The sequence below is a fragment of the Rhodococcus sp. K11/5 genome (assembly GCF_055193735.1).
The window spans coordinates 2,470,738-2,489,637 of sequence record NZ_CM143721.1; the positions used below are offsets into that span (position 1 = coordinate 2,470,738).

The 18,900-nt window shown below is 68.4% G+C and carries 18 protein-coding genes; 1 reads left to right on the forward strand and 17 read right to left on the reverse strand.

Translation table 11 applies throughout. From position 1 onward, the window contains the following. Positions 1 to 76 precede the first annotated feature (76 nt). The 12 genes from ACY466_RS11635 to ACY466_RS11690 form a co-directional block, all read right to left on the reverse strand. Positions 77 to 2,461, reverse strand: coding sequence for a RelA/SpoT family protein (locus tag ACY466_RS11635; RefSeq protein ID WP_463252247.1), 2,385 nt, complete (start codon positions 2,459 to 2,461; stop codon positions 77 to 79). 127 nt (positions 2,462 to 2,588) lie between these two features. Continuing rightward, positions 2,589 to 3,140, reverse strand: a complete 552-nt coding sequence (locus ACY466_RS11640) for an adenine phosphoribosyltransferase (RefSeq protein WP_463245550.1) — start codon at positions 3,138 to 3,140, stop codon at positions 2,589 to 2,591. Next, positions 3,122 to 4,774 carry an ABC transporter substrate-binding protein gene (locus tag ACY466_RS11645; RefSeq protein ID WP_463252248.1) on the reverse strand — a complete coding sequence of 551 codons (1,653 nt, stop codon included), beginning with the start codon at positions 4,772 to 4,774 and terminating at the stop codon, positions 3,122 to 3,124. The genes ACY466_RS11640 and ACY466_RS11645 overlap by 19 nt, the downstream gene beginning before the upstream one ends. 52 nt (positions 4,775 to 4,826) lie before the next feature. Next, on the reverse strand, positions 4,827 to 6,086 hold the full coding sequence (gene secF, locus ACY466_RS11650; protein ID WP_463245551.1) for a protein translocase subunit SecF: 1,260 nt from the start codon (positions 6,084 to 6,086) through the stop codon (positions 4,827 to 4,829). A gap of 4 nt (positions 6,087 to 6,090) precedes the next feature. Next, entirely contained in the window at positions 6,091 to 7,929 is a 1,839-nt protein-coding gene (gene secD / locus ACY466_RS11655) for a protein translocase subunit SecD (protein ID WP_463245552.1), read from the reverse strand. 157 nt (positions 7,930 to 8,086) lie between these two features. Beyond that, positions 8,087 to 8,476 (reverse strand): preprotein translocase subunit YajC, encoded by a 390-nt coding sequence (gene yajC / locus ACY466_RS11660; protein WP_463245553.1) that lies wholly within the window; start codon positions 8,474 to 8,476, stop codon positions 8,087 to 8,089. 151 nt (positions 8,477 to 8,627) lie between these two features. Then, on the reverse strand, positions 8,628 to 9,719 hold the full coding sequence (ruvB, locus tag ACY466_RS11665) for a Holliday junction branch migration DNA helicase RuvB (RefSeq protein ID WP_463245554.1): 1,092 nt from the start codon (positions 9,717 to 9,719) through the stop codon (positions 8,628 to 8,630). Further along, positions 9,716 to 10,318 (reverse strand): Holliday junction branch migration protein RuvA, encoded by a 603-nt coding sequence (gene ruvA, locus ACY466_RS11670; RefSeq protein ID WP_463245555.1) that lies wholly within the window; start codon positions 10,316 to 10,318, stop codon positions 9,716 to 9,718. Before ruvA ends, ruvB begins: the two co-directional genes overlap by 4 nt. Beyond that, complete coding sequence (gene ruvC, locus ACY466_RS11675) at positions 10,315 to 10,953, reverse strand: crossover junction endodeoxyribonuclease RuvC (RefSeq protein WP_463245556.1); 639 nt, start codon at positions 10,951 to 10,953, stop codon at positions 10,315 to 10,317. Before ruvC ends, ruvA begins: the two co-directional genes overlap by 4 nt. Positions 10,954 to 11,051: 98 nt before the next feature. After that, positions 11,052 to 11,807 (reverse strand): YebC/PmpR family DNA-binding transcriptional regulator, encoded by a 756-nt coding sequence (locus ACY466_RS11680; RefSeq protein ID WP_463245557.1) that lies wholly within the window; start codon positions 11,805 to 11,807, stop codon positions 11,052 to 11,054. A gap of 41 nt (positions 11,808 to 11,848) precedes the next feature. Beyond that, positions 11,849 to 12,472: a pyridoxal 5'-phosphate synthase glutaminase subunit PdxT gene (gene pdxT, locus ACY466_RS11685; protein ID WP_463245558.1), complete on the reverse strand. Its 624-nt coding sequence runs from the start codon at positions 12,470 to 12,472 to the stop codon at positions 11,849 to 11,851. Next, positions 12,469 to 13,323 (reverse strand): acyl-CoA thioesterase, encoded by an 855-nt coding sequence (locus tag ACY466_RS11690; protein WP_463245559.1) that lies wholly within the window; start codon positions 13,321 to 13,323, stop codon positions 12,469 to 12,471. The genes pdxT and ACY466_RS11690 overlap by 4 nt, the downstream gene beginning before the upstream one ends. An 81-nt stretch (positions 13,324 to 13,404) precedes the next feature. Between ACY466_RS11690 and ACY466_RS11695 the strand changes: the two genes are divergently transcribed. Next, on the forward strand, positions 13,405 to 14,016 hold the full coding sequence (locus tag ACY466_RS11695; protein WP_463245560.1) for a nucleoside/nucleotide kinase family protein: 612 nt from the start codon (positions 13,405 to 13,407) through the stop codon (positions 14,014 to 14,016). 10 nt (positions 14,017 to 14,026) lie between these two features. Here ACY466_RS11695 and pdxS read toward each other — a convergent pair whose 3' ends face one another. The 5 genes from pdxS to pgsA form a co-directional block, all read right to left on the reverse strand. Then, entirely contained in the window at positions 14,027 to 14,959 is a 933-nt protein-coding gene (gene pdxS / locus ACY466_RS11700; RefSeq protein WP_463245561.1) for a pyridoxal 5'-phosphate synthase lyase subunit PdxS, read from the reverse strand. Positions 14,960 to 15,122: 163 nt separating this feature from the next. Continuing rightward, a complete protein-coding gene (locus tag ACY466_RS11705) occupies positions 15,123 to 16,148 on the reverse strand; it encodes an NUDIX hydrolase (RefSeq protein ID WP_463245562.1) in 1,026 nt (341 codons plus the stop codon). Then, a complete protein-coding gene (locus ACY466_RS11710; protein WP_463245563.1) occupies positions 16,145 to 17,272 on the reverse strand; it encodes a glycosyltransferase family 4 protein in 1,128 nt (375 codons plus the stop codon). Before ACY466_RS11710 ends, ACY466_RS11705 begins: the two co-directional genes overlap by 4 nt. Continuing rightward, positions 17,269 to 18,204 (reverse strand): phosphatidylinositol mannoside acyltransferase, encoded by a 936-nt coding sequence (locus tag ACY466_RS11715; protein WP_463245564.1) that lies wholly within the window; start codon positions 18,202 to 18,204, stop codon positions 17,269 to 17,271. The genes ACY466_RS11710 and ACY466_RS11715 overlap by 4 nt, the downstream gene beginning before the upstream one ends. Then, positions 18,201 to 18,899 (reverse strand): phosphatidylinositol phosphate synthase, encoded by a 699-nt coding sequence (gene pgsA / locus ACY466_RS11720; protein ID WP_463245565.1) that lies wholly within the window; start codon positions 18,897 to 18,899, stop codon positions 18,201 to 18,203. The genes ACY466_RS11715 and pgsA overlap by 4 nt, the downstream gene beginning before the upstream one ends. Between the last annotated feature and the right edge of the window lies 1 nt (position 18,900).

Genomic DNA, 18,900 nt, shown 5'->3' on the forward strand with positions numbered 1-18,900 from the left:
TGACCGGTGCGGTGCGGCTCACGAGCCGCACCGCACCGGTTTTTTCGTTCGAACGTGTGTTGCTGTGCGCCGACGGTCAGGCCGCGGACGTCAATCGGTAGACGTCGTAGACGCCCTCGACGTTGCGCACCACGTTGAGCACGTGGCCGAGATGCTTCGGATCACCCATCTCGAACGTGAACTTGCTGACCGCGACCCGGTCTCCCGACGTGGTGACCGACGCCGACAGGATGTTGACCTTCTCGTCGGCGAGCGCCTTGGTCACGTCGGAGAGCAGCCGGTGCCGATCGAGCGCTTCGATCTGGATGGCCACGAGGAACACCGACGACGGTGACGGCGCCCATTCGACCTCGATGAGTCGCTCGGACTGCTGCTGCAACGAGCCGGCGTTCGTGCAGTCGGTGCGGTGCACGCTGACCGAACCGCCGCGCGTGACGAACCCCATGATCTCGTCGCCGGGGACCGGAGTACAGCACTTCGCGAGCTTCGCCACCACACCCTCCGCGCCGGAGACCATGACTCCCGCGTCCCCGACGCGTCGGGGACGGGTGGGAATGGTGGACGGGGTCGACCGCTCCGCCAGCTCTTCCTCGACGTCGCCCACCCCGCCGAGGTGAGCGACCAGCCGCTGCACCACGTGCTGCGCGGAGACGTGGTTCTCCCCCACCGCCGTGTAGAGCGCGGACACGTCGACGTACCGGAGCTCGTGTGCGATGGTCGACATGGATTCGGCGTTCATCAAGCGCTGCAACGGAAGTCCGCCGCGACGTACCTCCTTGGCGATCGCGTCCTTGCCCGCCTCGAGGGCTTCCTCACGGCGTTCCTTGGCGAACCACTGCCGGATCTTGGTCTTCGCTCGCGGTGAGGCGACGAAGGTCTGCCAGTCGCGGCTCGGCCCCGCGGTCGCCGCCTTCGAGGTGAACACCTCGACGACCTCGCCGTTGTCCAACGTCCGTTCGAGCGCCACCAACCGGCCGTTGACCCGAGCGCCGATGCAGCGGTGCCCCACCTCGGTGTGCACCGCGTAGGCGAAGTCCACCGGACACGAACCTGCCGGAAGCGTGACGACGTCACCCTTCGGGGTGAAGACGAAGATCTCCTTGACGGCGAGGTCGTAGCGCAGCGATTCCAGGAACTCGCCCGGATCCGCGGCCTCGCGCTGCCAGTCGAGCAGTTGCCGCATCCACGCCATGTCGTCGAGTTCGGTCGCGTCTCCGGAGTGGCGCCCCTTGGTCTCCTTGTACCGCCAGTGGGCCGCGATGCCGAACTCGGCCGTCCGGTGCATGTCGCGGGTGCGGATCTGCACCTCGAGGGGCTTGCCCTCGGGGCCGACGACCGTGGTGTGCAGCGACTGGTAGACCCCGTACCGGGGCTGGGCGATGTAGTCCTTGAACCGTCCCGCCATCGGCTGCCACAGCGAGTGGACGACGCCAACGGCCGCGTAGCAGTCCCGGATGTTCTCGCAGAGGATGCGCACACCCACCAGGTCGTGGATGTCGTCGAAGTCGCGGCCCTTGACGATCATCTTCTGGTAGATCGACCAGTAGTGCTTCGGCCGTCCCTCGACCGCGGCGTTGATCCGTGACCCCGACAACGTCGAGTTGATCTCGGCGCGCACCTTCGCCAGATAGGTGTCCCGCGACGGGGCACGGTCGGCGACCAGGCGCACGATCTCGTCGTACTTCTTGGGGTGCAGGATGGCGAAGGCCAGGTCTTCGAGTTCCCACTTGACCGTCGCCATGCCCAGCCGGTGCGCCAGCGGCGCAATCACTTCCAGTGTTTCCTTCGCCTTGCGGGCCTGCTTCTCGGGTGGCAGGAACCGCATGGTGCGCATGTTGTGCAGGCGGTCGGCGACCTTGATGACCAGCACGCGGGGGTCCCGCGCCATCGCGATGATCATCTTGCGGATGGTCTCGCCCTCCGCGGCCGTGCCGAGCGCGACCTTGTCGAGCTTGGTCACCCCGTCGACCAGATGCGCGACTTCGTCACCGAACTCGGTGCGCAGTTGATCCAGGGAGTACCCGGTGTCCTCGACGGTGTCGTGCAACAGCGCCGCAACGAGCGTGGTGGTGTCCATCCCCAGTTCCGCCAGGATGTTCGCCACGGCCAGCGGGTGGGTGATGTACGGATCGCCGGACTTGCGCATCTGGGTCGAGTGGCGATCGTCCGCCACGTCGTAGGCCCGCTGCAACAGCACGAGATCGGCCTTCGGATAGAGCGCGCGGTGAGTACCCGCCAACGGTTCCAACACCGGTTTGACCGCGGTGTTGCGCTGCGCGGTGATGCGTCGGGCCAACCGGGCTCGTACTCGCCGAGACGCCGAGGTGGGCGCCGTCGGCGTGGTGGCCTTCTCGGGGTCCGGGGCGTGCGAATCCGGATCGGCGGGTTCCGGGACGGCCGAATCGGGCGCGGGTGCGCCGACGATCTGCTCCTCGTCACCGATGTCCTCGGAGCGACCCATGTAGCGAGTCACGACACAACACCTCCGACGTCATCGAGTGTCCAACCGCGATCCCTCTGGACACGAGCGGATCACCTGTGCGGCCCACTGTAACCCCAGTTCCGACGGCCCACCGCGCGCGGCGGAGCTACACCGTCGAAAGTGCGGTCAGCGCCCCGTTAGTCCACCGCTTCCGGCCGCCCAGCGCCTCGACCTCGAGCACCACCGCGGCCCCGACGACGATCGCGCCGCACCGCGACAACAGCTCGCCCGCAGCGGCGAGAGTGCCCCCGGTCGCGAGCACGTCGTCCACCACCAGCACCCGGCGTCCCACGAGGTCGATCTTGTCGGCCGGGATCTCGAGTTGCGCGGTGCCGTATTCCAGTTCGTAGGCCTGCGCGTGTACGGGAGGAGGCAGCTTGCCTGCCTTGCGCACCGCCACCACGCCCGTACCCAGGGCCAGAGCGACCCCGGCTCCCAGAAGGAATCCCCGAGCATCGATACCCGCGACCATATCCACGCCCTCCCCCACGGCGGCGATGCGGTCCACGACGGTCCGCAGTCCTTCCGCGTCGGCGAAGACGGGCGTCAGGTCGGCGAACCGCACCCCCGGAACGGGGAAGTCGTCGGCCCATCGCGTCAGTCGCGCGACCACGTCGGGCGCGGTCTCGGCCGCATCGGTCATCGTACGAACGTCCATGTGTCCATGTTCCATCCTGCGCCCGCAACCGTCGGATTGGGCTGCACCGACTGCATGCCGTCGTCGACGACGGTGATCCGGGGCGCGTTGTAGAGCGGGAGAGTCGGTACATCGGTCCACAGCACGCCCTCGGCCTCGACGGCCGCGGACAGTACGGTCGCGTCGGAGTCGTCGACGGCCAACCGGTCGACGATGCCGTCGATCTGCGGGTTCGAGTAGCCACCGAGGTTGATGCCCTGACCGGAGCGCAGAGCGAATCGGCCCGGCTCCGGTGACGCGGAACCCGATGCCCCGGCAACCCCCGCGGTGCCGGTCAGCACGGCGTCGACGGTGCCCTCCCGGAGCGCGGTCGGGACGAAGGTGGGCGACGACGCGTCCACCACCTCGATTCCCAGCGCACCACACGATTCGGCGATGGCCTCGACGATGCCGCGTCGCCGATCGTCCGGGGCGAGGTAGCCGATGCGCACCACCGGATCGGCGAGGCCGGCCTCCTCGAGACCGGATGTGACGGCCGCGACGTCCGGAGTGCGATACCGCTCGGCCGCAGTGGCGGCCACCGCCCGATACGGCAGTGTCGAGGGGAGGGTGGTGCGGCTGTCGACCACTCCGGACCCACGGCCGGTGTCGGCGTCGAAGCCGGGGTGCCCGTACTCGTCGAACAGAGCCGCCCGGGGAACACACGCGGCGAACGCCCGACGCGCCGCCGGATTCTCGAAGACACCCGCGGTGGCCAGGACGAGTTGTTCGACACCGAAGCCGGGGTCCGCGGTCGAGGTGAAACCGTCGAGCGCCGCCACCGGTGCGCCGGTCTCGATCACCTCGATGTCACCGGACGCCGCCCGAGCGGCGATGTCCACGCCCTTGGGCCACACGACGATGCGATCGGTGGCGGCCGGCACGCCCCACCATCGTTCGTTGGGAACCAGCACCAGTCCGTCCTCGGCGCTGAACGACTCGATCCGCAGCGGCCCCGCGGACGGGAAGGTGGCGGGATCGACGGCGCCGGGAGTCAGAGTCCACGCGGTGTTCCAGGCGTCGCCGATGCGAGCCATGGTCTCCGGTTCCGCATCGGCCACCGCGGAGGTGATGTCGGGAACGCCTGCGGTGCGCGCCGCGACGTGCGCGGGCAGCATCGTCGTGGCGCCGAAGAGGGCACGCCACTCCACGTACGGCCGGTCGGCTCGGAACACCACGGTCGCCGCCTTCTCTCCCGGCGCGCAGTCGACTCGTTCGATGTCGGCGTACCCGGCGGTCGACGCGGGATCGAAGACGGGCGCCCCTTGCGGATCGACGAACCGGTCGCTGCGGGCGGCCCAGGCCAGGACGATGTCGTCGCAGGTGATGGGTACACCGTCGGACCACACCGCCTGCGGAGCGAGGGTGTAGGTGATCACCCGCTGCTGACCGGGAACCTCGACGGCGGTACCGATGTCGGTGTCCGCCACCGCGCCGCCGCTCGGTGCCGTCAGCGAGAACCCCGGCAGGACCCGCGAAAAGGCCTGTACCGCACCGGAGAAAGACCCCTCGGTGGTACCGGCGTTGTACGTGCTCAGGGTGTTGTCGATCGCGTAACCGATCGACGGGATCTGCTCTTCCTCCGTGCTGCACGCCACCAGGGTTCCGGCCAGCATCAGTGCCGCCGAGACCGGAGCGAACCGCCGAAGGGCACCGAGCCGGGTCACGTCAACTCCTCCGCTTACCGCGCTTACCCGTCGGGCGCGCAGTCCCCCGCTGGGTGCGATCGGCCGACGCGGTGCGGGTGGTCGGCGCAGTCTTCGTCGTCGACACAGTTTTCGTCGTCGACACCGCAGAGCCCGACACCGCAGAGCCGGACACAGCCGAGCCCGACGCGTCACCGAGCTCTGCGCCCGCCGCCCGCTGCCGCGCTTCGTCACGCTTGGCATGGACCTTCCTGGTGTGGGCGGCGACCGGGCCGTACTTCTCCTTGAGCGCCACCAGCAGGGGCGTCGCGAAGAAGATCGAGGAGTAGGCACCGATGATGATGCCGACCAGCTGCACGAGGGCCAGGTCCTTCAGCGTGCCGACGCCGAGGAGCCACACCGCGACCACCATCAGCGCCAGCACCGGAAGGACGCCGATGACCGTGGTGTTGATGGATCTCATCAGGGTCTGATTGACGGCGAGGTTGGTCTGCTCGGCGTAGGTCCGGCGGTTGAGGTGCATGATTCCGCGGGTGTTCTCCTCGACCTTGTCGAACACCACCACCGAGTCGTAGAGCGAGAAACCGAGAATGGTGAGCAGACCGATGACGGTGGCCGGCGTGACCTCGAAGCCCACCAGTGAATAGATGCCGGCCGTGATCAGGATGTCGAAGAACAGCGCCGCGATACCGGCGATCGCCATGTCCCGCTCGTAGCGCAGGGCGATGTAGAGACTGACGAGCACGATGAACACGAGCAGAGCGATCAACGCCCTCTCGGTGATCTGCGATCCCCAGGTCTCGCTGACGTCGGTGAAGCTCACCGCGTCCGGGGTGGCGACACCCTCGGCGTTGGTGGGTTCGAACGCGTCGAACAACGCGGACTGCAGAGTGGCGGCCTGTTGGGGGTCCAGGGCCTCCGACCGAATCTGGACCGTGGCGCCGCTGCCGGTGCCGACGGTCTGGACGGCCACGGGATCGGAGCCGAGCGTGTCCGCGTAGATCTGTTCGACCTGAGAGATCTCGACGTTGTCGGCCGCGGGCAGCTGAACTCGCGTGCCGCCCTCGAAGTCGATTCCCAGCGTGAATCCGCGCACCGCGATCGACAGCAGGGACACGGCGACGAACACGGCCGTGACGATGAACCACATCCGGCGACGCCCGATGATGTCGAACGCTCCGGTGCCGGTGTACAACCGGGAGAACAGGCCGCGGTTGCGGTCCGCCACCTCCGGCGCGGTGTCGGAGATCGGTTCGAATGTCGTCGTTGCGTTCTCGACCATGAGGTCACGCCTCCTTGTTCTGGCCGGATGTGCCGACACCCGAGGTGCCCGCACCCGAGGTACTCGAACCCGACGCGCTCGCGCCGGCGGTGACCTTCGACTTCGATGCGGCGGCGCGCTTGCGCGCCTTCGCGATCTCCTGCACCGCGCCCAGACCGTTGACGGCGGGTCGCGACCAGAACGCGCTCCGAGACGCGAGGTTGACGAGTGGCCACGTCACGAGGAACACGACCACGATGTCGAGCAACGTCGACAGTCCGAGGGTGAACGCGAAACCGCGAACCTGACCGACCGCGAGGACGTAGAGGACGGCGGCGGCGATGAAGCTGACCGCGTTGCCCGAGAGGATCGTGCGTCGGGCTCGCGCCCAACCGCGCGGAACCGCGGATCGGAAACTGCGCCCCTCGCGGATCTCGTCTTTGATGCGCTCGAAGAACACCACGAAGGAGTCGGCCGTCATGCCGATGCCGATGATCAGACCGGCGATGCCCGCGAGGTCCAGGGTGAAGTTGATCCACCGCCCGAGCAACACGAGGATTCCGTAGGTCGCGAGGCCCGACAGGACCAGCGACAGCGCGGTCAGGATGCCGAGCATTCGGTAGTAGAGCAGGCAGTAGAGCAACACCAGGACCAGACCGATGGCTCCGGCGATGATTCCGGCTTCCAAAGACGCCAGCCCGAGGGTCGCGGAGACCGTCTCGGCTTCGGAGGCCGCGAACGACAGCGGGAGCGAGCCGTACCGCAGAGTGTTCGCCAGTTCACGCGCACTGTCCGCGGTGAAGTTACCGGTGATCTGCGTGGCACTTCCCGACGGCGTCGCACCCTGGATGACCGGCGCGCTGACCACCTGGGAGTCCAGGGTGAACGCGGCTTGCTGACCGATGTTGGCCGAGGTGAACTGCGCCCAGGTGTCACCGCCGGTGGTGTCGAACGAGAGCGAGACCACCTGCTGCGACTGCTGGGTGTCGAACTGCGCCGTGGCGTCGGTGATCTGCTGACCGTCGATGATCGACGGCCCCAGCAGGTAGACGGCCGTGTTGTCCGTAGAACACGCGACGAGGGGAAGAGCCGGATCGTCGTTGCCCTGGAGGGGATCCGGGGAAGCGCAGTCGATGGTGGACAACGCCTCCTGCTGGACGGTGGGGTCCTCGCTCTGGCGCAGCTCACGGGCTTCGGTGATGGCCGCGGCCGTCTCCTCCGTGGTGGCCTCGACCGGTGCGGGCCCGGGCTCGGCCGCGGTGTCGTTCGCGACGTCCGGATCGGCGGCACCCTCGGGATCGACGGGATCCTGTGCCGGGAAGGGCCGATTCTGCGGGGCCGGGTCGCCGGCCGGAGCCGGATCCGCCGGGGGTGCGTCGGCACCGGGCACCGCGGGCGTTTCGACACCGGGTGCCGCGCCGCCGGGAGTGGGGGTCTCGCCGGTCCCGACACCGGCGGCGGGATCGGTCACGCCTGCCGCGGACGGAGCCTGCGAGGTGACGACCGGGCGGATGTACAGCCGAGCGGTCTGCCCCAGTGTGCGGGCCTGCGAGCTGTCGTCGCCGGGAACGGTGATGACGAGGTTCTGGCCGTCGATGACCACCTCGGAGCCGGAGACGCCGAGGCCGTTGACGCGGGTCTCGATGATCTGCTGAGCCTGCTGCAGGCTGTCCTGCGTCGGTGCGCTTCCGTCCGGGGTGCGTGCGGTCAGCGTCACGCGCGTTCCACCCTGGAGGTCGATTCCCAGCTTGGGGGTCGGCGACCGATCACCGGTGAAGAAGACCAGTACGAACACGGCTGCGAGGAACGCGCCGAACACGGCGAGGTATCTCACCGGGGACGACGTTCCGCTGGAAGGTGCCACGGTAGGTGCTTCTCCTGACGTTATTCGGGTACGAGCGCAGCCGGCGACCCCGGCGAAGCGAGAGGCGGGTCGGCGACAGCCTGACCGACCGTACCCTCTCCACGACACGACACCGCCCCCGAGGATTGCCCTCGAGGGCGGTGCTTTCCGCTTTGTCTCAATCCTTGGTGAGGCGTGCCTGCGATCGATCGGTGTCGGTGTCGCCGGCGATGCTGCTTCCGTTCTCGAGGCTGTCGACACGGGTGCCGGCGTCGGAGTACTCCGAGGAGTCGGACTCGGTGTCGTCGTCCTCGTCGTCGGTGAGGACCTCGCGCACGACGACGCGGGACCAGGTGGTGATGATGCCGGGCGCGATCTCCAGATCGACGGTGTCCTCGCTCAGGTCGTCGATCAGACCGTGCAGGCCGGAGGTGGTGATGACACGGTCACCGACGGCGAGCGAGTCCTGCAGCTCGACGGTCTTGGCCATCTCCTTCTTCTGGCGTCGGATGCCCAGGAACATCGGGACGAGAAGGGCGAGCACGAGTAGCGGAAACAGCAGTTCCATCAGTTACGTCAATCCTCGAGTCGAAGGGCAACGTCTACGTTGCCGGTGCGGCGTTCGGGCGCAGGTTGCGCCCACGTGCAGTACCTCAGTGTGCCACGGTCCGGGACGAAAACGGACAGCCGGAACGCGAAAAGTGTGGACGATGTCCATCTCAGGGTTCGTCGAACAGCGTTCGAGCCGGTTCGTTCGCTCGCACGGAGATGCCGCCGACGGCCACGTCCGGGGGCGGAGTCAGTCCCATCCGTGTCCACGCCGCTGCGGTCGCGACGCGACCACGGGGAGTACGGGCGATCATGCCGGCACGCACCAGGTACGGCTCGCACACTTCCTCCACGGTGGCCGGTTCCTCGCCGACGGCAACGGCGAGGGTCGACACTCCCACCGGTCCACCGCCGAAGCTACGCACCAGGGCGCCGAGCACGGCGCGGTCCAGCCGATCGAGCCCGAGTTCGTCGACGTCGTAGACGGTCAGGGCGGCGCGGGCGACCTCGACGGTGACCACTCCGTCGGCTCTGACCTCGGCGTAGTCCCGCACCCGACGCAGCAGCCGGTTGGCGATACGCGGCGTTCCGCGAGAGCGTCCGGCGATCTCCGCCGCCGCGTCGGGACGGATCTGCACGCCGAGGATTCCCGCCGATCGCATCAGGATGCGTTCGAGCTCGGAGGGGTCGTAGAAGTCCATGTGCGCGGTGAAGCCGAATCGGTCGCGCAACGGGCCGGTGAGAGCTCCGGATCGGGTGGTCGCCCCAACGAGCGTGAACGGGGCGACGTCGAGGGGAATCGAGGTGGCGCCGGGGCCCTTGCCCACCACGACGTCCACCCGGAAGTCCTCCATGGCGAGGTAGAGCATTTCCTCGGCCGGGCGAGCGATCCGGTGTATCTCGTCGATGAACAGCACGTCGCCCTCGACGAGATTGCTGAGCATCGCCGCGAGGTCCCCCGCGCGTTCGAGTGCCGGACCCGAGGTCAGCCGCAGCGCGGAGCCCAGCTCCCCCGCGATGATCATGGCCATGCTGGTCTTGCCGAGCCCGGGCGGTCCGGACAGCAGAATGTGATCGGGCGTGCCCCCGCGCCGCGTCGCGCCGGTGAGTACCAGCTCGAGCTGTTCCCGCACCCGCGGTTGACCGATGAAGTCGGACAACGACTTCGGGCGCAGGCTCGCATCGAGGTCACCGTCGTCGGGGACCACCTCCGCGGACAGTGCCGACTCGTCCGAGCCGACCGCATCGAACTCGTCGGTCACCGCGCCCGGCCCAAACCGGCCAGGGCCGCACGCAGGGCCGTGGAGGTGGACACCGCCGGATCGGCGGCGAGAACGGAGTCGACCGCGGCTTCGGCCTGCTTGGCCGGAAACCCGAGGCCGACGAGGGCTTCGACGACCTGGTCGCGCACCGGATCGCCGGTGACGCCCGCCGCGCCGGCACCGGGAGCCGCGGACACCACGGCGTCGACCTTGTCGCGCAGCTCGACCACCAGACGCTCCGCTCCACGCTTCCCGATACCGGGCACCCGCATGAGCGCGGCGGTGTTGCTGTCCGCCAACGCCGAGCGCAGCGCGTCCGGCTCCAGTACCGCCAGCACGGCCATCGCCAGCCGGGGTCCGACCCCGGACACGGTCTGCAGGAGACCGAACAGATCGCGCTGCGTCGAGTCGGGAAAGCCGTAGAGCGTCATGGAGTCCTCGCGCACGATCATCGCGGTCACCAGACGGGCCTCGCTCCCCCGGGTCAGGGCCGCGAGCGTCGACGGCGTCGCGTTGACGCGATAGCCGAGACCTCCGGCCTCGACCACGGCGTGGTCCAGTGCGATCTCGAGCACGTCTCCGCGGATGGACGCGATCATCGCAGCGGTGCCCCTTTCGTCGTGGGTGTGGTCGGGGTGGATCGAGTCGGGCCGGATCGGGTGGTCGACGCGCGCACCGCGGCACGTTGCTGTTTCAGCTTGCGTTCGTAGGCCGCCTTGGCCTCGGCGGCCTGCGCTTGGGCCGCCGCCATGCGCGCCATCATCGGTGCGCGCCAGCAATGACAGATCGCGAGCGCGAGAGCGTCCGCGGCGTCGGCCGGCTTCGGCGCCTGCTGCATCCCGAGAATTCGGGTGATCATGGCGGTGACCTGAGCCTTGTCCGCGGTTCCGTTGCCCGTGACGGCGGCCTTCACCTCACTGGGCGTGTGGAACGCAACGGTGATGCCGCGCCGCGCGGCCGCCAGGGCGACGACGCCGCCGGCCTGAGCGGTGCCCATCGCCGTCCGCACGTTGTTCTGCGAGAACACGCGTTCGATGGCCACCACCGACGGCTGGTGGGTGTCCAACCAGTACTCGGCGGCCTCGGAGATCAGGAGGAGTCGCTGCGCGAGTTCCATGTCCGCAGGCGTGCGCACGACGTCGACGTCGAGGGCGGTGACCTTCCTGCCCGCGCCCGATTCGACCAGACTCAGGCCGCACCGGGTCAACCCCGGATCGACTCCCATGACACGCACCGACCGCACTCCTCGCACCGAGAACCGAACTGTTGTTCGACACCCTATCGCCGCGAGAGCGCCGTTCCGGTGAGGCGCGGGGTGCGCGTCGGGACCGGTCAGTCGGCGTCGAGCTCGGCGAGCACCTCGTCGGGAACGTCGACGTTGGACCACACATTCTGCACGTCGTCGCTGTCCTCGAGCGCGTCGATGAGCTTGAACACCTTGCGTGCACCCTCGGCGTCGACCTCGACGTTGACCGATGCCTGGAAGCTGGCCTCGGCGGAGTCGTAGTCGATTCCCGCCTCCTGCAGTGCGGATCGGACGGCGACCAGATCGGTCGGCTCGCTGACCACCTCGAAGGTGTCGCCCAGGTCGTTGACCTCTTCTGCGCCGGCGTCGAGCACGGCCATGAGGACGTCGTCCTCGGACTGACCGTTCTTCTCCAGCGTCACCAGACCCTTGCGAGAGAACAGGTACGACACGGAGCCGGGATCGGCCATGTTGCCGCCGTTGCGCGTCATCGCCACCCGAACCTCGCCCGCGGCGCGGTTGCGGTTGTCGGTGAGGCACTCGATCAGCACGGCGACCCCGTTGGGTCCGTATCCCTCGTACATGATGGTCTGCCAGTCGGCGCCACCCGCCTCTTCACCGGCGCCGCGCTTGCGCGCTCGCTCGATGTTGTCGTTGGGCACCGACGTCTTCTTCGCCTTCTGGATGGCATCGAACAAGGTCGGATTACCGACGGGGTCACCACCACCCGTGCGTGCGGCGACCTCGATGTTCTTGATCAGCTTGGCGAAGGACTTTCCACGGCGGGCGTCGATGACGGCCTTCTTGTGCTTCGTGGTAGCCCATTTTGAGTGGCCGCTCATGCGCTCGAGCCCCTTTCGTACCGTCGGACAACGGACACAGCTTACGCGTGGGTGGAGCGCGACCGAGCAGACCGCACCATGTCGACGAACATCGCGTGCACACGACCGTCCCCGGACACCTCTGGGTGGAACGACGTCGCGAGCACGTCGTTCTGCCGAACGGCGACGATGCGGCCCTGCGCCGGTCCCTCCGGCACGGTCGCGAGAACCTCGACGTCCGGACCGACGCGTTCGACCCACGGTGCCCGGATGAACACCGCGCGCACCGGATCCCCGTCGATGCCCTCGACGGCGAGATCGGTCTCGAACGAATCGACCTGTCGACCGAAGGCGTTGCGGCGCACCGTGATGTCGAGTCCGTCCAGGTGGGCCGCGTCCGGACGGGTGTCGAGGATCTCGCTCGCGAGCAGAATCATGCCGGCGCACGAACCGAAGGCGGGCATGCCGTCCTCGAGACGCCGACGCACCGGATCGAGGAGGTCGAACACGGTGAGCAACCTGCTCATGGTCGTGGACTCGCCGCCGGGGATCACCAGGCCGCCCACCGCCGCCAGCTCGGCCGGACGCCGGACCGTCACCGCCCGGGCGCCCGCACCCGTGAGCGCCTCCAGGTGCTCGCGCACGTCTCCCTGCAGTGCGAGAACACCGATGGTCGGTGCGCTCACCCCTTCGTCTGCAGACCGGGCGTGTCCTTGTGGGGATCACGCTCGTAGCGCATGAGACCTTCCTGGGTCACCGCGGCCACCATCCGGCCGCCGCGATCGAAGATCCGCCCCTGGGTGAGCGCTCGACCGAGTCCGGCCGACGGTGACGTCTGGTCGTAGAGCAGCCATTCGTCCGCCCGGAACGGACGCAGGAACCACAGCGCGTGATCGAGGGACGCCGTCTGCGTGGCGACGTCGGGATGCGGCACGCGGGCCGACCCGAGCAGCGTCATGTCCGACATGTAGGCGAGAGCGCAGACGTGGAAGACCTGGTCGTCCGGCAGCGGATCGCGATACCGGATCCAGACCTGTTGCTGCGCGGCGAGACCCCGGTGGCGCTGCAACTGCGACGCCGGAACCAACCGGACGTCCCAGCGGCTCCATTCCTTGAAGAACAATTCGCTCGACATCTCGGGATCGGTCGCGGGGTCGACGAGCGACTCCGGATCCGGGACCGTCGGCATCGAGTCCTGGTGCTCGATCCCCTCGTCCTCGACGTGGAACGACGCGGACATGGTGAAGATGGCCTTGCCGTCCTGCACTCCCGTCACCCGACGGGTGGCGAAGGAGCGGCCGTCGCGGATGCGGTCGACGAGAAACACGGTGGGCTCGGTGGGCTTGCCGGGGCGGAGGAAGTAACCGTGCAGCGAGTGCACCACGAACTCGTCCCCGACGGTCTTCGCCGCGGACACCAGAGCCTGGCCCGCGACCTGTCCCCCGAAGGTCCTCATGAGTGTGCTGGGGATGACGCTTCCCCGGTATACGTCGTTCTCGATACGTTCGAGTTCGAGGATCTCTTCGATTCCGGCCATGCTCACCCTTCCGACGGTGGGCATCAGGCTAACAACGGCCGTGGTGTCGCTCGGAACAGGCGGGCGGGCATGATCACCTGCGTGCCCCAGTTCGCCCCGACCAGCCTCCCCGGGCTCGTCGACCACCTCACGGCGCTCGTCGAACCGATGAACGGACGGCGCGTCCTCGCCGTCGACGGGTCGGACGCCGCGCGACCCGAGGACGTGGCGGTGCAGGTGGCCGAGGTGTTGCGCACATCCGGTCGGGCCGCCGACGTGGTGGTGATGCGCGATTGGGTCAGGCCGGCGTCGCTGCGCCTCGAGTACGGCCGTGACGACGAGTTGTCCTATCGCACACTGTGGTTCGATCACGACGGTCTGCAGCGGGAGGTGCTCGATGCGCTGCGTCGGGAGGGCCGGTGGCTTCCCGCGATCTGGAACGAGGTCACGGACCGCTCGGCGCGCGAGCCGATGCGGACCGCCGAGGAGAACCACGTCATCGTCGTCGCCGGACCCATGCTGCTCGATCCCGGGCTCACCTTCGATCTGACCGCGACCCTGCGGATGTCGGAGGCAGCTCTGCTCCGAAGGACACCGGCGGACCGCGCCTGGACCGTGCCGGCCCTGCTCGCGGCGGCGCAGAACGACGACAGGGCGGACGTGGTGGTCCGCTGGGACCACCCCGACCGCCCTGCGCTGCTGATTCGGCGCTAGCCGAGTCGGGTCACCAGCCTCGCTCGGCGAGACGGTGCGGCTGCGGAATGTCGTCGACGTTGATGCCCACCATGGCCTCGCCGAGTCCGCGGGAGACCTTGGCGATCACGTCCGGGTCGTCGTGGAAAGTGGTGGCCTTGACGATGGCGGATGCACGCTGTTCGGGGTTCCCGGACTTGAAGATTCCGGATCCCACGAAGACGCCCTCGGCCCCGAGCTGCATCATCATCGCGGCGTCGGCGGGGGTGGCGATGCCGCCGGCGGTGAACAACGTGACGGGAAGCTTGCCCGTGCGCGCGACCTCGACCACCAGATCGTACGGAGCCTGCAGTTCCTTGGCGGCGACGTAGAGCTCGTCCTCGGGAAGCGAGGTGAGGTGGCGGATCTGATCGCGCAGGGTGCGCATGTGCGTGGTGGCGTTGCTGACGTCGCCGGTACCGGCTTCACCCTTCGAGCGAATCATGGCCGCACCCTCGGTGATGCGACGCAGGGCCTCACCCAGGTTGGTGGCGCCGCAGACGAAGGGCGCCGTGAACTTCCACTTGTCGATGTGATTGGCGTAGTCGGCGGGCGTGAGAACCTCGGACTCGTCGATGTAGTCGACGCCGAGGCTCTGCAGAACCTGCGCCTCGACGAAATGACCGATCCGGGCCTTGGCCATCACCGGAATGCCGACCTGCGCTTTGATGCTGTCGATCATGTCCGGGTCGCTCATCCGGGAGACGCCGCCCTGGGCGCGAATGTCGGCGGGGACCCGCTCGAGGGCCATCACAGCGACGGCACCGGCGTCCTCGGCGATCTTGGCCTGCTCGGCGGTGACCACGTCCATGATCACGCCGCCCTTGAGCATCTCCGCCATGCCGCGCTTCACGCGAGCGGTACCCGTTCCGGGGGCGGGGGCATCGGCGGACCCGTTGTTCTGGGCGGTGGCGGCGGTGGTCACGGCGAACTCCTCGACTGTCGGTGAAAGCAACTCGGCAGCGTCCTCGGGACGACTGCCGCTACCTGCGAGGGTAGGAGCGCCGACCGCGAATCGTCATAACCACTCGGTCACCTCTGGACTGCCCCGCCTGTGATGCGCACGACAGGTCGGACGGCACGACAGATCAGACGATGGCCCGCACGTCCGGATCGGTTCGAAGGGCGAGGACGGTGTCCGCCTCGTCCAGCAGTTCCGCCATCGCCCGCGGGTAGACGGCTTCCCCTGATGCCGCCAGAATGCGCAGATCTTCGGCGCCACACCACTTGTGGCCCACGATCACCCGTCGCTCGAGCGCGGTGAAACCCGTACTCACCGGTTCGAATTGCTCGGTCCGCAGCGCGAAGAACAGCTCCTCGGACTTGATGACGGCACCGTCGAACGGAAAGGTCGCGGTGCGGCGCCACATCGGCCCCCGCAGGTCCTCGGGTGAGGCCTGCAGCCCCGTTTCCTCCTGCAGTTCGCGTACGGCTGCGTCCTTGAGCGTCTCGCCCGCTTCGACCGCACCGCCGAGGGTGAACCAGAAGTGCACGTCCGGACGCTTCGGATCGTGTCCGCGCATCATGAGCACCCGACCGCGCTGATCGAGCAACACGATGCGCGCCGACGTGCGGGTGGCCGTGACGTCCAGCGCCAGGTCCGTCGGATCGTCGCGCTCGGAAATCTCGAAATACTCCGGCATCGATGCGGTGCCGCCGAGGCGCAACAGCCGGACCGGCCTGCGCGACCGCAAGGCCACCGTGTCCCGCACCGCGTCGTTGTGGAACCGGCGTGAGATCTGCACCCGAGCGTCCGCATCGGCGATTTCGGCCACCAGTTGCGGGTTCAGTCGCGCCAGGTCCACTCGGGCCAGCGCGACCGACAGGGCGTTCTCCGCCGCCTCGCGCTCACGCCGTTCCGCGCGCTCGGCGCGGTCGGCGAGCGAGGTGAGGTTGCGACTCTCCTCCGACCCCGGAGCCCACAGAGCCGCGGCGACGGCGCGGGTGACGACGGACCGGCGGGCGAGCGCCGATTCGAGCGACAGCCAGGCTCGGTCGGTGCGCACATGGAGGCGGTCCAGCCGATTCGCCGTGGAGTAGGCCCACAGCACGGCCAGAAGAACGGTCGTGGCGATCAGACCGATCACCAGGATGGTCAGCGCGGAGAATGTCATCGGTCGATCGCCTGCACTGTCCGACCCTTCACGGTCACCGCCTCGTACACGCGCACTATCTGCTCGGCCACCACGGGCCAGTCGTACGCCATCACCGCACGCGATGCCTCCGCCACGACGCGGTCGCGGACGGCATCGTCACCGAGCACGTCGATCACCGCGTCGGCCAGGCCCTCGGAGTCCCCCACCGGGAACAGCGATCCGGCCGTACCGTCGCGGAGCACTCGCCGGAAAGCGTCGAGGTTGCTCGCGACCACGGGCGTACCGGCTGCCATCGCCTCCACCAGAACGATGCCGAAGCTCTCGCCACCGGTGTTCGGTGCGCAGTAGACGTCTACGCCGCGCAGGGCGGACGCCTTCTCCGCGTCCGACACCTGACCGAGGAAGCGGAATCGATCGGCGAGATCACCGGCGTCGCGGAGCAATTTCTGCTCGTCGCCGCGACCCACCACCAGAATCTCGATGTCGGGGAACTCGTCGGCGATTCGAGGCAATGCGGCCACGAGCGTGGCCATACCCTTCCGCGGTTCGTCGTACCGACCGAGGAACAGCAGCGTCCGGCCCGCTCGGGGATAGCCGGGCAGCGCCTCGGCCGTGGCGAACGCGGGCACGTGGACCCCGTTGGGAATCTCGACCGCATCGGACCCCAGTGCTTCCACCTGCCACCGCCGTGCGAGTTCGGACACGGCGATACGACCTGCGATCTTCTCGTGGTACGGACGCAGCACACCCTGAAACGTGCTCAGCAACAACGATTTCGTGGTCGCCGCATGGAACGTGGCGACGATGGGCCCGTCCGCGATCTTCAGGGACAGCATCGACAACGACGGCGCGTTCGGCTCGTGGATGTGCAGGACGTCGAACTCGCCCTTCTCGATCCAGCTCTTGATCCGCGAGTAGGTCACAGGACCGAACGCCAGCCGCGCCACCGACCCGTTGTAGGGAAAGCTCAGCGCCTTACCCGTGGACACCACGAACTCCGGGAGTTCGGTCTCGTCGCTGGCCGGGGCGAGAACACTCACCTTGTGGCCACGCTGGATGAGTACCTCGGCCAGCTCGGCAACGTGCGCCTGCACCCCTCCCGGAACATCGAACGAGTATGGACAGACGATCCCGATCCTCACGTTTCCCCCCGGCCGGCCTCCGGCCTGCCCGCACCCGTCATCCTGTCCCGACGACTCTGCGACAGGTCGTCCCACCAGAGCGGCTGCAACATGTGCCAGTCCGCCGGGTGCGCCGCGATGTTCGCGGCGAACCGGTCCGCGAGCGCCTGCGTCGCCGGTTCCACTCCCCCGGACACGTCGATCGGCGGCTCGACGCTGAATCCCCACCCGCCTTCGGTGAACCAGCAGTGCACCGGGAGCAGCGCTGCCCCCGTGTCGATGGCCAACCGCGCCGGGCCCGCCGGCATCCGCGTCGGTTCCCCGAAGAACGTGACCGGGACACCGTGCCTCGCGAGGTCGCGTTCTCCCAACAAGCACACGATCTCGTTGGCGCGCAACCGTTCGGCCAGCTGGGGAAACGGCGGCTGCTCACCTCCGGTGAGCGGAAAGATCGTGAAACCCAGCGACTCCCGATAGGCCACGAATCGACGGTAGAGAGATTCCGGCTTCAGTCGCTCCGCCACCGTCGTCAGTCCACCGTGCGCGTGCACCGCCCACACACCGGCCATGTCCCAGTTCCCGCTGTGCGGCAGCGCGAGAACCACCCCGCGGCCCGCAGCGAGGGCGTCGGCGATGTGCTCCTTGCCCTCGATGAGCTCGTCCAGAGCAGCGCCCTGGCGAGCGAGGTTCATCGACGGAAGCCGGAACGCCTCTCGCCAGTACCGCGCGTACGAGCGCACGCTGGCCCGGATCAACTCGTCGGGAACCTGCTCGGGTGTGGTGCTCAGAACTCGGGCGAGATTGCGCCGCAACTGCTGCGGCCCACCCCCTCGCCGAGCGGCGACGTCCGCGGCGCGGTCGAACGCGGTGGTGGCCACGGTCTCGGGAAGTGCCCGCACCACCCGCCACCCGGCCACGTAGCCCGCGGCGCTCAGCCGCTCGGACAGACTCACGTGGCGGAGCCGGAATCGTCGACGGGACGCGTACTGGTGTCGACGGATCCGGAGGTCATGGGAATGATGTCGCGCGCACCGGCCGAGTTGCGCACGGCCAGCACCCGCTGGAACACCGTGACGATGCTCGCGACCGCCAGGAAATACATCGCGACCGGGAGCGCGTAGGTCAACCAGTCGATGTCGAGGAGCTGAGCCAAACCGGTCAGACCGGATCCGACGAGGACGATCACCAGCCGATCGGGTCGCTCGATGAGGCCGCCGTCGGCCGAGAGTCCGCTGGCCTCGGCGCGCGCCTTGGCGTAGGAGATGACCTGCGAGGTCACCAGAACGACGAGGGTGGCGATCAGCAGCGGACGGTCGTTCTGGTGGTAGACCGCCCACCAGGCCAACCCGGCGAAGATCGCTCCGTCGGCGACGCGGTCGCACGTCGCGTCGAGAACGGCTCCGTACCTGGTGCCGCCGCCGCGGGCGCGGGCCATGGCCCCGTCGAGCATGTCGAACATGACGAACAGCCAGATCACGAGAGCACCGATGAACAGGTGATCCGTGGGGAAGAGGGTCACGGCCGCGGTCACACTGGCCACGGTGCCGATGATCGTCACCGAGTCCGGGGTCAGTCCGGTGCTGTTGAGCGCCCGGCCCAGCGGAGCCGTGACCTTGGATGCGGACGCGCGCCCGAAGACGGACAGCACG